Origin of the sequence: Vibrio frigidus (assembly GCF_042465995.1) — a bacterium.
Classification (GTDB): Bacteria; Pseudomonadota; Gammaproteobacteria; order Enterobacterales; family Vibrionaceae; genus Vibrio.
In genome coordinates, this window is sequence record NZ_JBCDMC010000004.1 from 239753 (window position 1) to 254258 (window position 14506).

Here is a 14506-nt window from a genome sequence, read left to right on the forward strand (position 1 = left end):
ATGTCAAAGCGCCGCGTAGTTGTTACTGGCATGGGTATGTTGTCACCGGTAGGCAACACTGTAGAATCATCATGGAAAGCCCTGTTAGCAGGTCAAAGCGGTATCGTTGATATCGAACACTTTGATACATCCGAATTTACAACTCGATTTGCAGGTCTAGTCAAAGACTTTAACTGCGAAGAGTATATGACCAAAAAAGATGCGCGTAAGATGGATCTCTTTATCCAGTACGGCATCGCAGCGGGTATTCAAGCATTAGAAGACTCAGGTTTCACCGTTACTGAAGAGAACGCGCCACGCATTGGCGTCGCAATTGGTTCTGGTATTGGTGGTCTTGGTCTAATTGAAACTGGCCATAAAGTTCTTTCAGAAAGAGGCCCGCGCAAAATTAGTCCCTTTTTTGTACCATCCACTATCGTTAATATGATCGCAGGTAATCTGTCGATAATGCGAGGCCTTAGAGGCCCCAACATCGCGATTTCAACTGCTTGTACTACTGGCTTACACAATATTGGCCATGCGGCCCGTATGATTGCTTACGGCGATGCTGAAGCGATGGTTGCTGGTGGTGCTGAAAAAGCGTCTACACCTCTTGGTATGGGCGGATTTGCTGCTGCAAAGGCACTGTCAACGCGCAATGAAGAACCATCGAAGGCTTCACGCCCTTGGGACAAAGACCGTGATGGGTTTGTTCTTGGTGACGGTGCGGGTGTTATGGTTTTAGAAGAATACGAACAAGCGAAAGCTCGTGGTGCGAAAATCTACTGTGAAGTTGTCGGTTTTGGCATGAGTGGCGACGCTTACCATATGACATCGCCAAGTGCTGATGGTTCTGGTGGTGCGCTAGCGATGGAAGCGGCAATGCGTGATGCTGGTATTACTGGTGAACAAATCGGTTATATCAACGCGCACGGAACGTCGACACCGGCGGGTGATGTTGCAGAGTTAAGAGGTGTAAAACGCGCTCTTGGTGAAGCAGGCTCTAAGAAAGTACTTGTGTCTTCTACGAAATCTATGACAGGTCACTTGTTGGGTGCTGCAGGTTCTGTAGAAGCAATTATTACTGCTATGGCGTTAGTAGACCAAATTGTGCCACCAACGATTAACTTAGATAACCCTGATGAAGAGTGTGACCTTGACCTTGTTCCCCATACTGCACGTAAAGTCGAAATGGAATATGCATTGTGTAACTCCTTCGGCTTTGGTGGAACAAACGGTTCGCTTATCTTTAAAAAAATGTGATAGTCGATTAAACTAGCTTAACGGCGGCTTGATGCTCAGCATTAAGCCGTTTTTTTTTGACTAATTTTTGTATAGGTATGCGAATAGATGTTTTGGGTGAATGGACAACCAGCGTCAATGATATCTCTTTCTGATCGGTCATTTCAGTATGGTGATGGCTGTTTTACCACTATTCTTACTAAAGAAGGTGTGGCTCGGCACTGGCCCTTACATATTGAAAGAATGCAAGCGTGCCTAGATCGGTTAGTTATTAAGAGTCCAGACTGGGATCAGGTAAAAGTTTGGGTGGATCAAGCGGCGCTCAAAGACTCGTTGGCCGGAATAAAATTGCACGTTAGTCGCGGAGAAGGCGGCAGGGGTTATAATCCTACTGGCGTGGACTCAGTAACGACAACAATCAGTCATTTCTCGTATCCTCTCCATTACTTAGATTGGCAAGAAAAAGGTGTCGATCTAGGTATATGTGGTTACAAGCTAGGTATAATGCCGTTTCTTGCTGGGCACAAGCATAATAATCGTTTAGAACAGGTTCTTCTTCGGGGAGAGATGGAGCGTGTTGGATGTCAAGATGGTGTCGTTATGAATATTTATGACCATGTAATTGAAACCACAATGGCCAATCTGTTTTGGTCTAAACACGACATATTATACACGCCTAGTTTGACTTCCTCCGGTGTTGCAGGTGTTATTCGGAAAATGATTTTAAAAGATGCCCAAGACAGTGGAATCGAAGTCTCCGTTGGGGAATTTCCTTTAGATCATCTAATAAATGCAGATGAGGTCTTTATGACGAATTCAATACTCGGTGTTGCCCCTGTGAGAAAAATAGATAGGTCGCATTATCCTATTGGAGCGATAACGCGACGTTTTCAGGAGAATCTAAATTCGTGATTAAGAAACTGTTGGTTTTAATGTTCATCATTATCGGCGTTGCTGCTGGTGGTTATTTTTATATCGAGAAGCAGGTAGACCTTTATATCGATCAACCTCTCTCTATCACTAAACCTGAAATTATTACCATTAAGAGTGGCAGTAGCTTCCAAACAGTGCTCTCTAAATTTGAATCTTCTGGTTGGGTGAATCAAAGTCAATATACGAAGTTAGTAAGAAGGTTTCGTCCAGAGCTAACGAAAGTAAAAGCGGGTACATTTTTAGTTCAGCCAGGTATATCTTTAAGTGACGCCATCGTTTTCATTTCCAAGGGTAAAGAACATCAATTTACTATTACCTTTGTTGAAGGGAGTCGATTTACTGAGTGGCGAACGACGCTGGCGAAAGCTGATTCGTTAAGACATGAGATCACGGATCTATCGGAATCAGAGATTGCAATAAAACTCGGTATCGAACACGAAAAATTAGAAGGTTTGTTTTTGGCCGAAACCTACCATTACACGGCAGGAATGTCGGATCTAGACATACTAAAGCGTTCGCATCAAAACCTGAACACGGTATTGAATCAAGCGTGGGAAAAACGTCAAAAAGAACTGCCTATCAAGACGCCCTATGAGGCATTGATTCTTGCATCGATTATTGAAAAAGAGACAGCGGTAGAAGAAGAACGAACCAAAGTTTCTTCCGTATTTGTAAACAGACTTAATCGTAGAATGCGTTTGCAAACGGACCCAACTGTTATTTATGGTATGGGAGATAAGTACAAAGGGAATATTCGCAAAAAAGATCTGCAAACGCCAACACCCTACAATACATATACAATAAATGGATTGCCTCCAACTCCTATCGCGATGACGGGAAAAGCATCTGTGGATGCCGCATTAAATCCTGACAAAACTCGTTATCTCTATTTTGTTGCAAGCGGCAAGGGTGGTCATGTGTTTTCCAAGAGCTTGAAAGAACATAATCGAGCCGTTCAAAATTATTTAAAACAATTAAGAAAAAAATAATGATTAAAACCAAATTTATTGTTGTTGAAGGACTAGAAGGTGCGGGAAAAAGTACTGCGATTGCTGCGATTAATGAAGTATTAGAGCAACAAGGTATTAAACAGGTCGTGAATACGAGAGAACCTGGCGGTACCGTACTCGCGGAGAAAATGCGTGCGCTGGTGAAGGAAGAACACGATGGTGAAATTTTACAAGATATGACAGAGTTGCTCTTGATGTATGCTGCTCGCGTTCAGTTGGTCGAGAATGTCATTAAACCCGCGCTAGAAAACGGTAAGTGGGTTGTTGGTGATCGCCATGATATGTCCTCTCAAGCGTACCAAGGTGGTGGACGTCAGATTCCACCTGATACCATGCAAAAGCTAAAGCAGGTAACCTTAGGTGATTTTAAACCGGATTTAACGCTGTATCTCGATCTCGATCCTCGTCTAGGCCTTGAAAGAGCACGAGGTCGTGGAGAGTTAGACAGAATTGAGAAGAATGATATCAGTTTTTTTGATCGGTCTAGAGCACGCTATTTGGAGATTGCCAATGAGGACGACTCTGTGCTGATTATTGATGCGAGCCAGAAAATTGAGCAGGTGGCGGTAGGTATAAAACAAGCGCTACTGGATTGGCTTAAGGCGAACAGGTAACGTTTATGCGAGATATCTATCCGTGGTTATTGCCTTTGTTGCATAAATGGCAGGCGCTGAGTGAAACTCATAGAGTTTCTGGGGCGATGTTATGTAGTGCCCCACAAGGCAGCGGTATTGAAAAACTAGCCGAATGGTTTGTGCATACTTTAGTATGTAGTCATTCCACGTCGGAACCTTGTGGTTTTTGCCACTCATGTGAGCTAGCAAAATCTGGCAATCACCCCGATATCCATTGGGTCTCCCCTGAAAAAGAGGGGAAGTCTATTACGGTTGACCAGATTCGTGCCTGTAATCAATGGGCCGTAGAATCGTCTCAACTTGCAGGTAAGCGTGTCATCATCATCACGCCAGCTGATGCGATGAATGAGTCGGCATCGAATGCATTGTTAAAAACGTTAGAGTCACCAGCTAAAAATTGCGTTTTTTTATTGCTTGCGAACAATAACCATAAACTTCTACCGACTATTATTAGTCGCTGTCAAAAATGGACGATTGCTGAGTCTAATTTGGAAGAGACTTATCAATGGTTATTAACCCAAACGACCAAACCATGTAACTATGTAGGCATCCGTTTAAGTAACGGTGCGCCGTTAAAGGCTTTAGCATTTTTTGAACAAAAAACGTATGCCGATTTTCAAAAAGTAGAGTCAGCATTACAAACGTTTTTGAGTTCAAAAGGGGCAAGTTACAACCCAGTGTGGTTATCGATAAAAGATAATCCAGTTGGGCGATTATCTTGGCTAGCGATCATAATGAGTGATATTCAAAAAGCACATTTTGGTTGCAGCGAACTTGGTATGTGTGAAAAGAGTACGGAATTGGCAGAGCGAGTGGCTTACTCGGCGGCGTATAAAGCCATGCTGTCCATTAATAAAATGAAAGATCAGTTAGAATCTTTTTCAGGGTTAAATACTGAGTTATTGTTAATTAACTGGTTAATAGAGCTTCAAGAGGACGTATGTTTGTAGATTCACACTGTCATTTAGATAAATTAGATTATGACGAGCTGCATGATAGTATTCAAGATGTGATCGATAAAGCATCTAATGCGAAAGTTAACGAATTATTGTCGGTTGGTGTAACGCTCGATGCTTTTCCTAATATGATTGAGATGATCAGCGCCTATGATCACGTTCACGCCTCTTGTGGAGTACATCCTCTTGATGTGGAAAGCCCGTTTTCTCTCGATACTTTGAAGCAGTATGCAACCCATTCTAAAGTGGTTGCCATTGGTGAAACTGGGTTGGATTATCATTATAAGCCGGAAACCGCTGGTCTTCAAAGAGAGCGATTCGAGCAACAAGTTGAGTTAGCGGTAGACCTGAATAAACCGCTCATTATCCATACAAGAGATGCACGAGAAGATACGTTATCTATCCTAACAAATGGACATGCAGAAAGGTGTGGTGGTGTAATTCACTGCTTTACTGAAGACCTTGAGTTTGCTGAACACGCAATGTCGTTAGGCTTTTATATCTCTATCTCTGGCATCGTAACCTTTAGGCAAGCGATTGAGCTAAAAGAAGTGGTGAGACAATTGCCTTTAGAGCGATTACTTATTGAAACTGATTCACCCTATTTGGCACCCGTTCCTCATCGAGGCAAGCAGAATCAACCTGCTTATGTAGTGGAAGTCGCTCAGTATATTGCGCAGCTTAAATCGACATCACTTACCGAAGTCGCACAAAAGACCACTCAGAACTTTAGAGATTTATTCTTGCGATAATAACTATCGTTGATCGACATAAATATAGGAGCGCTTGCTCCTTTTTTTTGTTACAACCTAGTAGTTAACCATTTATGTTGAAGTTAACTAATTGTGTGTATAGACCTTAAGAAAACTGAGAAAAACCTGAGGTCAGGTATTCGATAATGAATGCTTGATTGCTGAAGTTGTATTCTAAAAATATATATATTCATGCCAATTTTAATGAATGAAGATGATAAAAGTAGCATATATGAGAAAAGTGACGCGTGAACAAGACCTCTTTTGAGGGATTCATGTGATATTTTTTAAGGGTACTAATATTAGGGCTAAGTAAAGTTCCATTAGGATCTTGCCTCGTTTATCTACTTATCAGGAGCATAAAATATGTTTAAGAATCTTTTTGCCAATTTGCAAAAAGTCGGTAAGGCGCTGATGCTACCAGTATCTGTTCTTCCGGTTGCGGGTATTTTACTTGGTGTTGGTGCCGCCAATTTCAGCTGGTTACCCGAGATAGTATCTCATCTGATGGAACAGGCTGGTGGCTCCGTATTTGGTCAAATGCCGTTGCTTTTTGCGGTTGGTGTTGCATTAGGTTTTACCAACAATGACGGTGTATCGGGTCTTGCTGCAATTGTTGGTTACGGAATCATGGTTGCTACTCTATCTGTTATGGCTGGTGTGTTAGGTGTCGATAGTATCGATACAGGCGTACTTGGCGGTATCATCGCGGGTTCTATTGCCGCTTGGTCCTTTAATCGCTTCTATACAATTAGATTGCCGGATTACTTAGGCTTTTTTGCTGGTAAACGATTTGTACCGATTGTCACTGGTTTTCTCGCTATTGCTTTAGGTGTGGTACTGGCGTTTATTTGGCAACCAATTGGTTCTGGTATTGATGCTTTCTCTGATTGGGCTGCCTATCAAAACCCAATCACTGCATTTGGTATTTATGGCGTTGTTGAACGTGCTCTCATTCCATTTGGCCTACATCACATCTGGAATGTTCCATTTTTCTACGAAGCAGGTAGCTGCGTTAACGCATCTGGTGATGAAGTAAACGGTATTATGACCTGTTTCTTGACGGCTGATGATGCCTCACGAGCTGCAGGTAATGGTTTTGGACAGTTGGCAGGCGGATATCTATTTAAGATGTTTGGTCTTCCGGCAGCAGCGTTAGCTATTGCACATTCAGCTAAACCAGAAAATCGTGCGAAAGTCATGGGTATCATGGTCTCAGCCGCGTTAACGTCATTCCTAACGGGTATTACAGAACCGATTGAATTTTCATTCTTGTTCGTTGCTCCGGTACTTTATGCGATTCACGCAGTATTAGCTGGCGCAGCTTATGCGTTAACTAATGGTTTGGGCATTGTTCACGGTCATACATTCTCTAATGGATTCATTGATTTCGTTGTTCAATCACCACGTGCTGAAAACATGGTATTGCTGGTAGGGCTAGGTCTTGCTTACGCTGCGCTTTATTATGTGGTTTTCCGTACTGTTATAAGGGTGATGGATCTTAAAACGCCCGGACGTGAAGAGGAATCAGATGAGGTTGTAGTCGCGGTCTCAGAAAATGAAATGGCGGGAGAGCTGGTTGCGGCATTTGGTGGTAAAAACAATATTACAGGATTAGATGCATGTATTACGCGCCTTCGTGTTGCCGTCGCTGATCAAGATGCGGTTGACCAAGCGAAGTTAAAACAGCTTGGTGCTGCTGGTGTGGTGGTGGTTTCTGGTGGTGTTCAGGCAATATTTGGAACCAAATCAGATAACCTGAAAACAGATATGGATGTGTGGATGCGTAACCACGGTTAATCTCGCCTTTATTCTTAGTTTAGATTAAACAAAGGGAGGCGAAAGTCTCCCTTTTTAATTTTTATCTTGAGTGGCGGCTAAAGGATGGAATTGAGTGTACTTTGGCACATAATTATTATGAACAATGTAATCGTCGATTCAATTGGAGTGGTAAGAATATGGATAAGAAGTTAGCAGTACTCGTTGTTATGACGTCAATGGTTACGTACGGTATTCAGGCAGAGGAGGTCACTCCATTGGCTGTCGGCTTTGGTATCGATCAAGGCTTTAGTGCGTTAATTCAGATTGATGAAAACATGAATTTAGCGATAGGGAATGATGGTGTCGCGTTTGATTATATTTTTAAAGAGGGTGCATTTGAAGGCAGCGACTTTCCCTTTACTTGGTATGTTGGCGCTGGTGGTTGGGTAGGTTGGGATAACCACGGCGATGAATTTGGGGCTCGAATACCACTAGGTTTAGATTGGGACTTTGCAACTAATTGGGATGCGTATGCTCAGATCCACCCAGAGCTAAGTTACAACACGAAATCGGATGACTTGGAGTTGGGTATAGGGGCAGGTGTTGGCGTTCGGTACACGTTTTGATGCAATAAAAAAGCCAGCGACAGCTGGCTTTTTATTCACGTTTCTTACCTAAAAGGCAAAAAGGTGATTATTCTTTACCGCTATCCATTGCACGTTTAATGCAGATAGCTGCTCCGCCCCAGGTAATACCCAGACCGATAATCATCATAATAATTGCACTAGTTGTCATCTTAAACCTCTGCGTCAACGGGTTTTTGCGGCTTGCTAACCACATTAATGATAATACCTATTACCGCTAGCAGAGCGATTAAACCCCATCCTAGAGTCATAAGCTCAGATTTCGCGTAACCACCGTAGCCATCAGCGATTAAGCTAGTGAACTTGGTGTATAGGATTGCTGCAAGTACTAATGGAGTGATAAAGCGTAGGCAAACTTCAAACCATGCGCCGATTGTAAAGTCGGATACTTTATTCACATATTCACGCACGTCAGCAAGTTTAACTAACCAAGCCATAAGCATGATTTCGATGAAGCAGCTCGTTAAGATACCTACGTTGTTTACGAAATGATCCACTAAGTCTAGAAGTAACAAACCGCCATCAGTAGCAAATGCCATCGAGATAATTAGACCAATACCACAAACGATAGTTGCCGCTTTCTTACGTGACCAGTTTAGTTTGTCGATGACAGCTGAAACAACGGCTTCCATGATGGAAATCTGAGAACTTAACCCGGCAACAACCAATGCTAAGAAGAATAGAGGGCCTAGGATGTATGGAGCAGGTAATAAGTTAATCGCAGCAGGCAGCGTTACAAACGCAAGACCGACACCAGCAGATACCACTTCTGTTATTGGTTTTCCTTGCTCTGCGGCCATGTAGCCAAGAACAGAGAAAATCATTACACCCGCGAGGATTGAGAAACCACAGTTAATCAATACCGTCATAAAGGCGTTGTTGTTGATGTCCGACTTTTCAGGTAGGTAGCTTGAATACGCTAACATGATGGCAAAACCGATACTCAGTGTGAAGAAGATTTGGCCATAAGCCGCGGCCCACACTTTCATATCCGTAAGCTTACTGAAATCAGGTTCAAATAGGTAGTTGATACCGTCAATAGCACCTGGTAGGAAAATCATACGCGCAATTAATACAATCACCATGATGAACAAAACTGGCATCATAATTTTTGCTGCACGTTCAATACCAGCCTTAACCCCACCCGCAATCGCGGCATAAGTGATGGCCCAAGCGATCAACATCGAACCAGCAATTCCCCACTGCATACCACCTAGATTAGAGGGTGAATTGTCACCTAAACCTAGATATTCGCTGAAGAAGAACGCATTTGTGTCCGCTCCCCATTCCTGGGTAAATGACATGCCCAAGTATGAAATTGCCCAGCCAATGACGGCGACATAATACACGGCAATCGTTGCGGCAACACCGATTTGGAACCAACCCAACCACTCAAATTTGGCGTTAATACGCGCCAGAGTGATCGGAGCCGACCCACGATTTCTTTGACCCATGCTGAACTCTAGGATCATGAATGGGATACCTGCGGTGATCATGGCAAAAAGGTAAGGAATCAAAAAGGCGCCACCACCATTTTCATAAGCCATATAAGGAAAACGCCAGATGTTTCCTAGGCCGATAGCAGATCCAACTGCGGCAAGAATAAATCCTGCACGGGATCCCCATTGTTCACGCTTCATAGTTACTCCTTTACTACTAAACTCTGAGTTATGAAGCATTTACACTTAGTCCAATATGGATTAACTACTAAGTAACATTATTAACTCTTTTAAGACTAACTTGATGGAGTTAATTCTGTCATCTATGTAAAAAACTAGATTTTATCTCTAGTTTCCAAGGTAAATTTCAGAGTTTTGTTCTGTGTTGTATGGTGTGTGTTTGCGAAACCTGAAACAATCGGCTACGCGTTGAGTGGAGATTACAGAGATAGACAGAGTAAAGCAATAGAAATGGGTTGTTAAAAATTATAATTATTTTGGTTCTAAAAGTGTTAATGCAGCTATATTTTGGGGTAATAGTTTATGTTTTATCTTAAAGGCAGTGTTAATATCTTATATTATAGAATTTAATAGATAATATTACTTTTCCTCATGGCAGTGCGTATGACTGAAAAATGTGCAATATGCACAATTATCTTATTATTTGCCTAGAATTTTGGTTATTTAAGGCTTTCATACTGATAAAGTGAAACAGACATAAAAGGTTAGAGGACGATGTGTGATAACCGCTACAGTTTCAAGGCTTGGTTGTGATGGTTGCTTGTGAATATTAGCTTCGTCTGTTATTTAATCAATATATAAAATAAAGGAGAACGTGTTATGGAATACAACTTAAAAATGGCACTAACGGTTGTTGCAGGATCTTATGCTGTCATTCTTTTCTGTAGCTTTGTAGCGATCGCTAACTAATCGTTATATGAAGCGTACACTATGTCCAATCGGGGTGTTGTGAGTGGTATACATTCAGACTTAGATCTTATTAAGTATGGTAAGTACCAAAATGGGCGAAGTGCATTGGTTACTCAAGGAGGAGGCCAATGTGGTATTTTTACGTCTGGAGTTTTAGATGCCTTTCTTCTTTCCAATTTTGATCCCTTCGATGTCTTCTATGGCACATCTGCAGGTGCGCTAAATATTAGTGCGTATTTGTGCCGACAACCCGGTATAGGCAAAGCCTTTACGTTAGATTTGACGACAGATGATAAGTTTTTCCATCTGTTCAGTTATATGCGACGTAAACAAAGTATGGATCTTGATTGGGCACTGAATAAATTTCGCGATTATCCTTACAAACTTGATCTGGATATGGGACGAAAAGTCCTAAGAGAGAGGCAAGCCTTTGCTGCTGTTACCGAAGTTAGTAGCATTAAAGATAGGTATATTCCGCTATTGTCAGAAAACTGGTATGACGTCATGCGAGCAACGTGTGCTATCCCGGGTCTTTACTCTGAAGAAGTGATAATTGAGGGTAAGAGGTTTGTTGATGGTGGTGTGACAGCCGCTATACCCGTCCAAGAAGCTTGGCGACAGGGTGCTCGCAATATTATTGTCATTCGAACAGAAAGCCTCGAATCAGAAGTGGAAAAAATTAGAGAGTTAAATATTGATGTTCATTGGATTAAAGAACCAATGAATAATGTTCAGGACCGTTGGAATAAAACCGTTGAACAATGGAAAAATGAGTGGAGTGGTTTTTGGCAGGAACAAATAGATAAATCGAAACAGAAGAAAATACACCATAAGCATTTAGATATTCTTAATGGCGGGCGTTGGTTGTATGGGGCAGGCGACGTGTATCGCTTAAGTCATTTACTGGGCGGAAAGTTTGATTCAGGTTTGGCAGACTTCTTTATGGTACATTATCAAAGTCTTGCACTAACTAATGCATTCTTGAGTAACCCTCCTGACGACTGCTTTATTGTGCAAATAGTGCCTTCTGAGCCGCTAAAATCCTCACCATTAATGAGTAAAAAAGAAGACCTTATCTTTGACTATGAACTGGGCCTTAGTGCGGGCTACGAATTTATCAAGCAACACTCTTTAGCGAGAAAGAACGCAACTAATATACCTGAATCCAAGTGTAAATATTAGGTGAGGACTTAAGGTCTGTTGATCTTTCGTTGCAAAATAGCCTCGAATGATCAAAAGACCCTAGTACTGATAGGCGACTATTGCACGGTTATTATTCGCATACAGTTCGTTGAACCAATGATATCCATTACGTCTCCCTGCGTAATAATGACAATATCCCCACTATGTACATAGCCTTTATTTTTTAGAGTAGTAATGGCCTCTTGTGCCGATGATATGCCCGCATCTGCATGGGAATCAAAGTACACAGGCGTAACCCCTCGATATAAAGATGATTTGTTTAAGGTGGATTCATTACGAGAAAGTGCAAATATAGGGAGGCCAGAGCTTAAACGAGACATCATAAGTGGTGTTTTACCTGATTCTGTCAGTGATATCATTGCTTTCACACCTTCCAAATGATTGGCTGAATACATCGTTGCCATTGCTATTGCTTCTTCGGTCGCTTGGAATGTCTTATCAATACGATAACTTGATGTACTTAAAGACGGCATTTTTTCTGCACCAACACACACACTGGCCATTGATATTACGGTTTCAACGGGGTGCGCACCAACGGCAGTCTCGCCGGATAGCATAACCGCGTCTGTACCATCTAATACGGCATTAGCGACATCCATTACTTCAGCTCGTGTTGGCATAGAGTTGACTATCATTGACTCCATCATCTGAGTCGCAGTGATCACGGTTCGGTTTAAACTGCGAGTACGTTTAATGAGTTGTTTTTGGACTCCGATCAATTCAGGGTCACCGATCTCCACACCTAGATCACCACGAGCGACCATGATGACGTCTGAAGCGAGAATTATGTCATCTATGCTTTCTGCATTTGCAACTGTTTCGGCTCTTTCAACTTTAGCGACTAATTTCGCTTCCAATCCTGCATCCCGGGCAAGCCTTCTCGCGTATCTCATATCTTCCCCATTACGCGGGAACGAGATAGCGAGATAATCGACTTTTATTTTTGCCGCGGTTAAAATATCTTGTTTGTCTTTTTCAGTTAGCGCTTCTGCAGATAGCCCTCCGCCTTTTTTATTGATCCCTTTGTTGTTTGAAAGCACGCCACCGATGACAACCTCAGTAAACACTTTGTTGCCTTTTACGGATATAACTTTGAGCTGAACTCGGCCATCGTCAAGCATTAATAGATCGCCGTTAGAAACATCTTGCGGTAGGTTTTTATAGTCCAGACCAACGGCGTCTTGATCACCCATCCCTGCTTCTAGTTCGCTATCTAAGGTGAATTTCTCCCCAATGACGAGGTCGATTTTACCATTTTTAAAAGTAGAGACTCGAATTTTAGGGCCTTGCAAGTCACCAAGAATGGCGATGTGTTGACCTAATTTTGCAGCAATTTCTTTGACCTTTTTTGCTCTCTTAATGTGGTCATCAGCACTGCCATGTGAAAAGTTCATGCGAACAACGTTGGCACCAGCTTTGATGATTTCTTCGAGGACATTGTCTTTATCTGTGGCCGGACCAAGGGTGGTAACAATTTTTGTTCTTCTAAGCATTTCTACCATTTTTTATCTCCGTTACTGACTTTACTCATTGAGTATATGATATGAATCTAAGGCGAGAAAAAAGAATTGTTCTATTGGGGTGTAGTTATCATTTAGGGTAAAGTGTTTTGACGACGTGGTAATCCTGTCATAGATCAATTATTTCGGTGTTTGAAATATAAATTTCTCTCTATTTATGAACTAAATACGATTTGTGCGTGATACTGGTCACGGCGATTTGCTAAGGCGCTTCACAATTACTTCGCAAAGTAAAAAAATCACCCTAACAGTGTTATTTTGGAGTTTCAGATGTACATGGCTCAACCAGGCCATATTGATCATATAAAACAGTTCAATGCTGGTCGTGTATATAAATTAATTGATGAGCTCGGCCCAATCTCTCGTATCGATCTGTCGAAAACGAGTTCATTGGCGCCTGCAAGTATCACAAAAATTACTCGTGAGCTTATCGATGCACATCTTATTCATGAAACTACGGTTCAGGAAGCGACGAGTCGTGGGCGGCCTGCTGTCGGGTTACAAACTAACAATGAGGGTTGGCAGTTTCTCTCTATGAGATTAGGTCGTGGATATTTAACTATCGCACTGCATGAGTTAGGTGGTTCGGTTTTAGTTGATACAAAAATAGATATTCATGAAGTAGAACAAGATGATCTACTCGCACGTCTTCTCCATGAAACGGAGGAATTTTTTCAAACCTATGCCGATCAATTAAATAGAGTAACCAGTATTGCAGTAACGCTGCCGGGTTTGGTTAACTCTGAGCACGGTATTGTGATTCAAATGCCACACTACAATGTCGCCAATTTGCCTTTGGGCCCAGAAATGTACAAGGCGACAGGGTTACCTGTATTTATTGCCAATGATACGCATGCATGGGCACTCGCAGAGAAACTGTTTGGAAACTCTCAGGTAAATGATAGTTCTGTGTTGATTTCGATTCATCACGGTGTTGGCGCGGGCATTGTGCTAGATGGTCGAGTACTTCAGGGTAAAAATGGTAATATTGGTGATCTAGGGCATATTCAGATAGATCCTGCTGGTAAGCGTTGTCATTGTGGTAACTATGGTTGCCTTGAAACGGTCGCGAGTTCTAAAGCAATTAGAGAAGAAGTCACAATGCGTCTTGAACAAGGAGAAGTCTCCTCTATTGATGCCGCCAACCCCACTATCGAAGCGATTTGCTCTGCAGCCGCAGTGGGCGATCCTCTCGCGGTGGAAGTGATTGAAAAACTTGGTTATTATTTGGGGTCCGCGATCGCTATCATGATCAATCTGTTTAACCCTGAAAAAGTACTCATTGGCGGTGTAATTAACCGTGCCAAATCTATTCTTTATCCGGCTATAGAGTCTTCGATTAAGAAGCAAAGTTTAGCCGTTTATCATCGAAACGTAGATATAGTCGAGAGTCGCTTTCTCAAGCAAGCCACTATGCCTGGCGCTGCGTTAATTAAACAAGCTATGTATGATGGAGAGTTATTAATGAAGGTCGTGGAGGGCTGATATTTGGTACATGTTAT

General features: G+C 42.2%; 14 protein-coding genes. 11 read left to right on the plus strand and 3 right to left on the minus strand.

The window, feature by feature from the left end; translation table 11 throughout:
• From fabF to AACW90_RS08815, 8 genes are all read left to right on the plus strand, one after another.
• Complete coding sequence (fabF, locus tag AACW90_RS08780) at window positions 1-1242, plus strand: beta-ketoacyl-ACP synthase II (protein ID WP_390233278.1); 1242 nt, start codon at window positions 1-3, stop codon at window positions 1240-1242.
• Window positions 1243-1329: 87 nt separating this feature from the next.
• Window positions 1330-2133, plus strand: a complete 804-nt coding sequence (gene pabC / locus AACW90_RS08785; protein ID WP_390233280.1) for an aminodeoxychorismate lyase — start codon at window positions 1330-1332, stop codon at window positions 2131-2133.
• Window positions 2130-3143 carry an endolytic transglycosylase MltG gene (gene mltG, locus AACW90_RS08790; RefSeq protein ID WP_390233282.1) on the plus strand — a complete coding sequence of 338 codons (1014 nt, stop codon included), beginning with the start codon at window positions 2130-2132 and terminating at the stop codon, window positions 3141-3143. The genes pabC and mltG overlap by 4 nt, the downstream gene beginning before the upstream one ends.
• Window positions 3143-3778 (plus strand): dTMP kinase, encoded by a 636-nt coding sequence (gene tmk, locus AACW90_RS08795; protein WP_390233284.1) that lies wholly within the window; start codon window positions 3143-3145, stop codon window positions 3776-3778. Before mltG ends, tmk begins: the two co-directional genes overlap by 1 nt.
• 5 nt (window positions 3779-3783) lie before the next feature.
• Window positions 3784-4749, plus strand: a complete 966-nt coding sequence (gene holB, locus AACW90_RS08800; RefSeq protein WP_390233286.1) for a DNA polymerase III subunit delta' — start codon at window positions 3784-3786, stop codon at window positions 4747-4749.
• Complete coding sequence (locus tag AACW90_RS08805; protein ID WP_390233288.1) at window positions 4740-5507, plus strand: TatD family hydrolase; 768 nt, start codon at window positions 4740-4742, stop codon at window positions 5505-5507. Before holB ends, AACW90_RS08805 begins: the two co-directional genes overlap by 10 nt.
• Before the next feature lie 366 nt (window positions 5508-5873).
• Entirely contained in the window at window positions 5874-7307 is a 1434-nt protein-coding gene (gene ptsG / locus AACW90_RS08810; protein ID WP_195702768.1) for a PTS glucose transporter subunit IIBC, read from the plus strand.
• Between the two features lie 158 nt (window positions 7308-7465).
• Entirely contained in the window at window positions 7466-7894 is a 429-nt protein-coding gene (locus AACW90_RS08815) for a hypothetical protein (RefSeq protein ID WP_390233291.1), read from the plus strand.
• 67 nt (window positions 7895-7961) lie between these two features.
• Here the strand turns inward: AACW90_RS08815 and AACW90_RS08820 are convergent, their stop codons facing one another.
• Together AACW90_RS08820 and AACW90_RS08825 are read right to left on the minus strand one after the other, a co-directional pair.
• Entirely contained in the window at window positions 7962-8063 is a 102-nt protein-coding gene (locus tag AACW90_RS08820; RefSeq protein WP_195702769.1) for a MetS family NSS transporter small subunit, read from the minus strand.
• Between the two features lies 1 nt (window position 8064).
• Window positions 8065-9552 (minus strand): sodium-dependent transporter, encoded by a 1488-nt coding sequence (locus AACW90_RS08825; RefSeq protein WP_275136104.1) that lies wholly within the window; start codon window positions 9550-9552, stop codon window positions 8065-8067.
• A gap of 639 nt (window positions 9553-10191) precedes the next feature.
• On the opposite strand from AACW90_RS08825, the gene cydH reads away from it, so the two are divergent.
• Window positions 10192-10281: a cytochrome bd-I oxidase subunit CydH gene (cydH, locus tag AACW90_RS08830; protein WP_275136105.1), complete on the plus strand. Its 90-nt coding sequence runs from the start codon at window positions 10192-10194 to the stop codon at window positions 10279-10281.
• 21 nt (window positions 10282-10302) lie between these two features.
• Window positions 10303-11463: a patatin-like phospholipase family protein gene (locus AACW90_RS08835; RefSeq protein WP_390233294.1), complete on the plus strand. Its 1161-nt coding sequence runs from the start codon at window positions 10303-10305 to the stop codon at window positions 11461-11463.
• A 77-nt stretch (window positions 11464-11540) separates the two neighbouring features.
• Here the strand turns inward: AACW90_RS08835 and pyk are convergent, their stop codons facing one another.
• A complete protein-coding gene (gene pyk / locus AACW90_RS08840) occupies window positions 11541-12986 on the minus strand; it encodes a pyruvate kinase (protein WP_390233296.1) in 1446 nt (481 codons plus the stop codon).
• A gap of 288 nt (window positions 12987-13274) precedes the next feature.
• On the opposite strand from pyk, the gene mlc reads away from it, so the two are divergent.
• Window positions 13275-14489: a sugar metabolism global transcriptional regulator Mlc gene (mlc, locus tag AACW90_RS08845; RefSeq protein ID WP_390233298.1), complete on the plus strand. Its 1215-nt coding sequence runs from the start codon at window positions 13275-13277 to the stop codon at window positions 14487-14489.
• Window positions 14490-14506 lie beyond the last annotated feature (17 nt).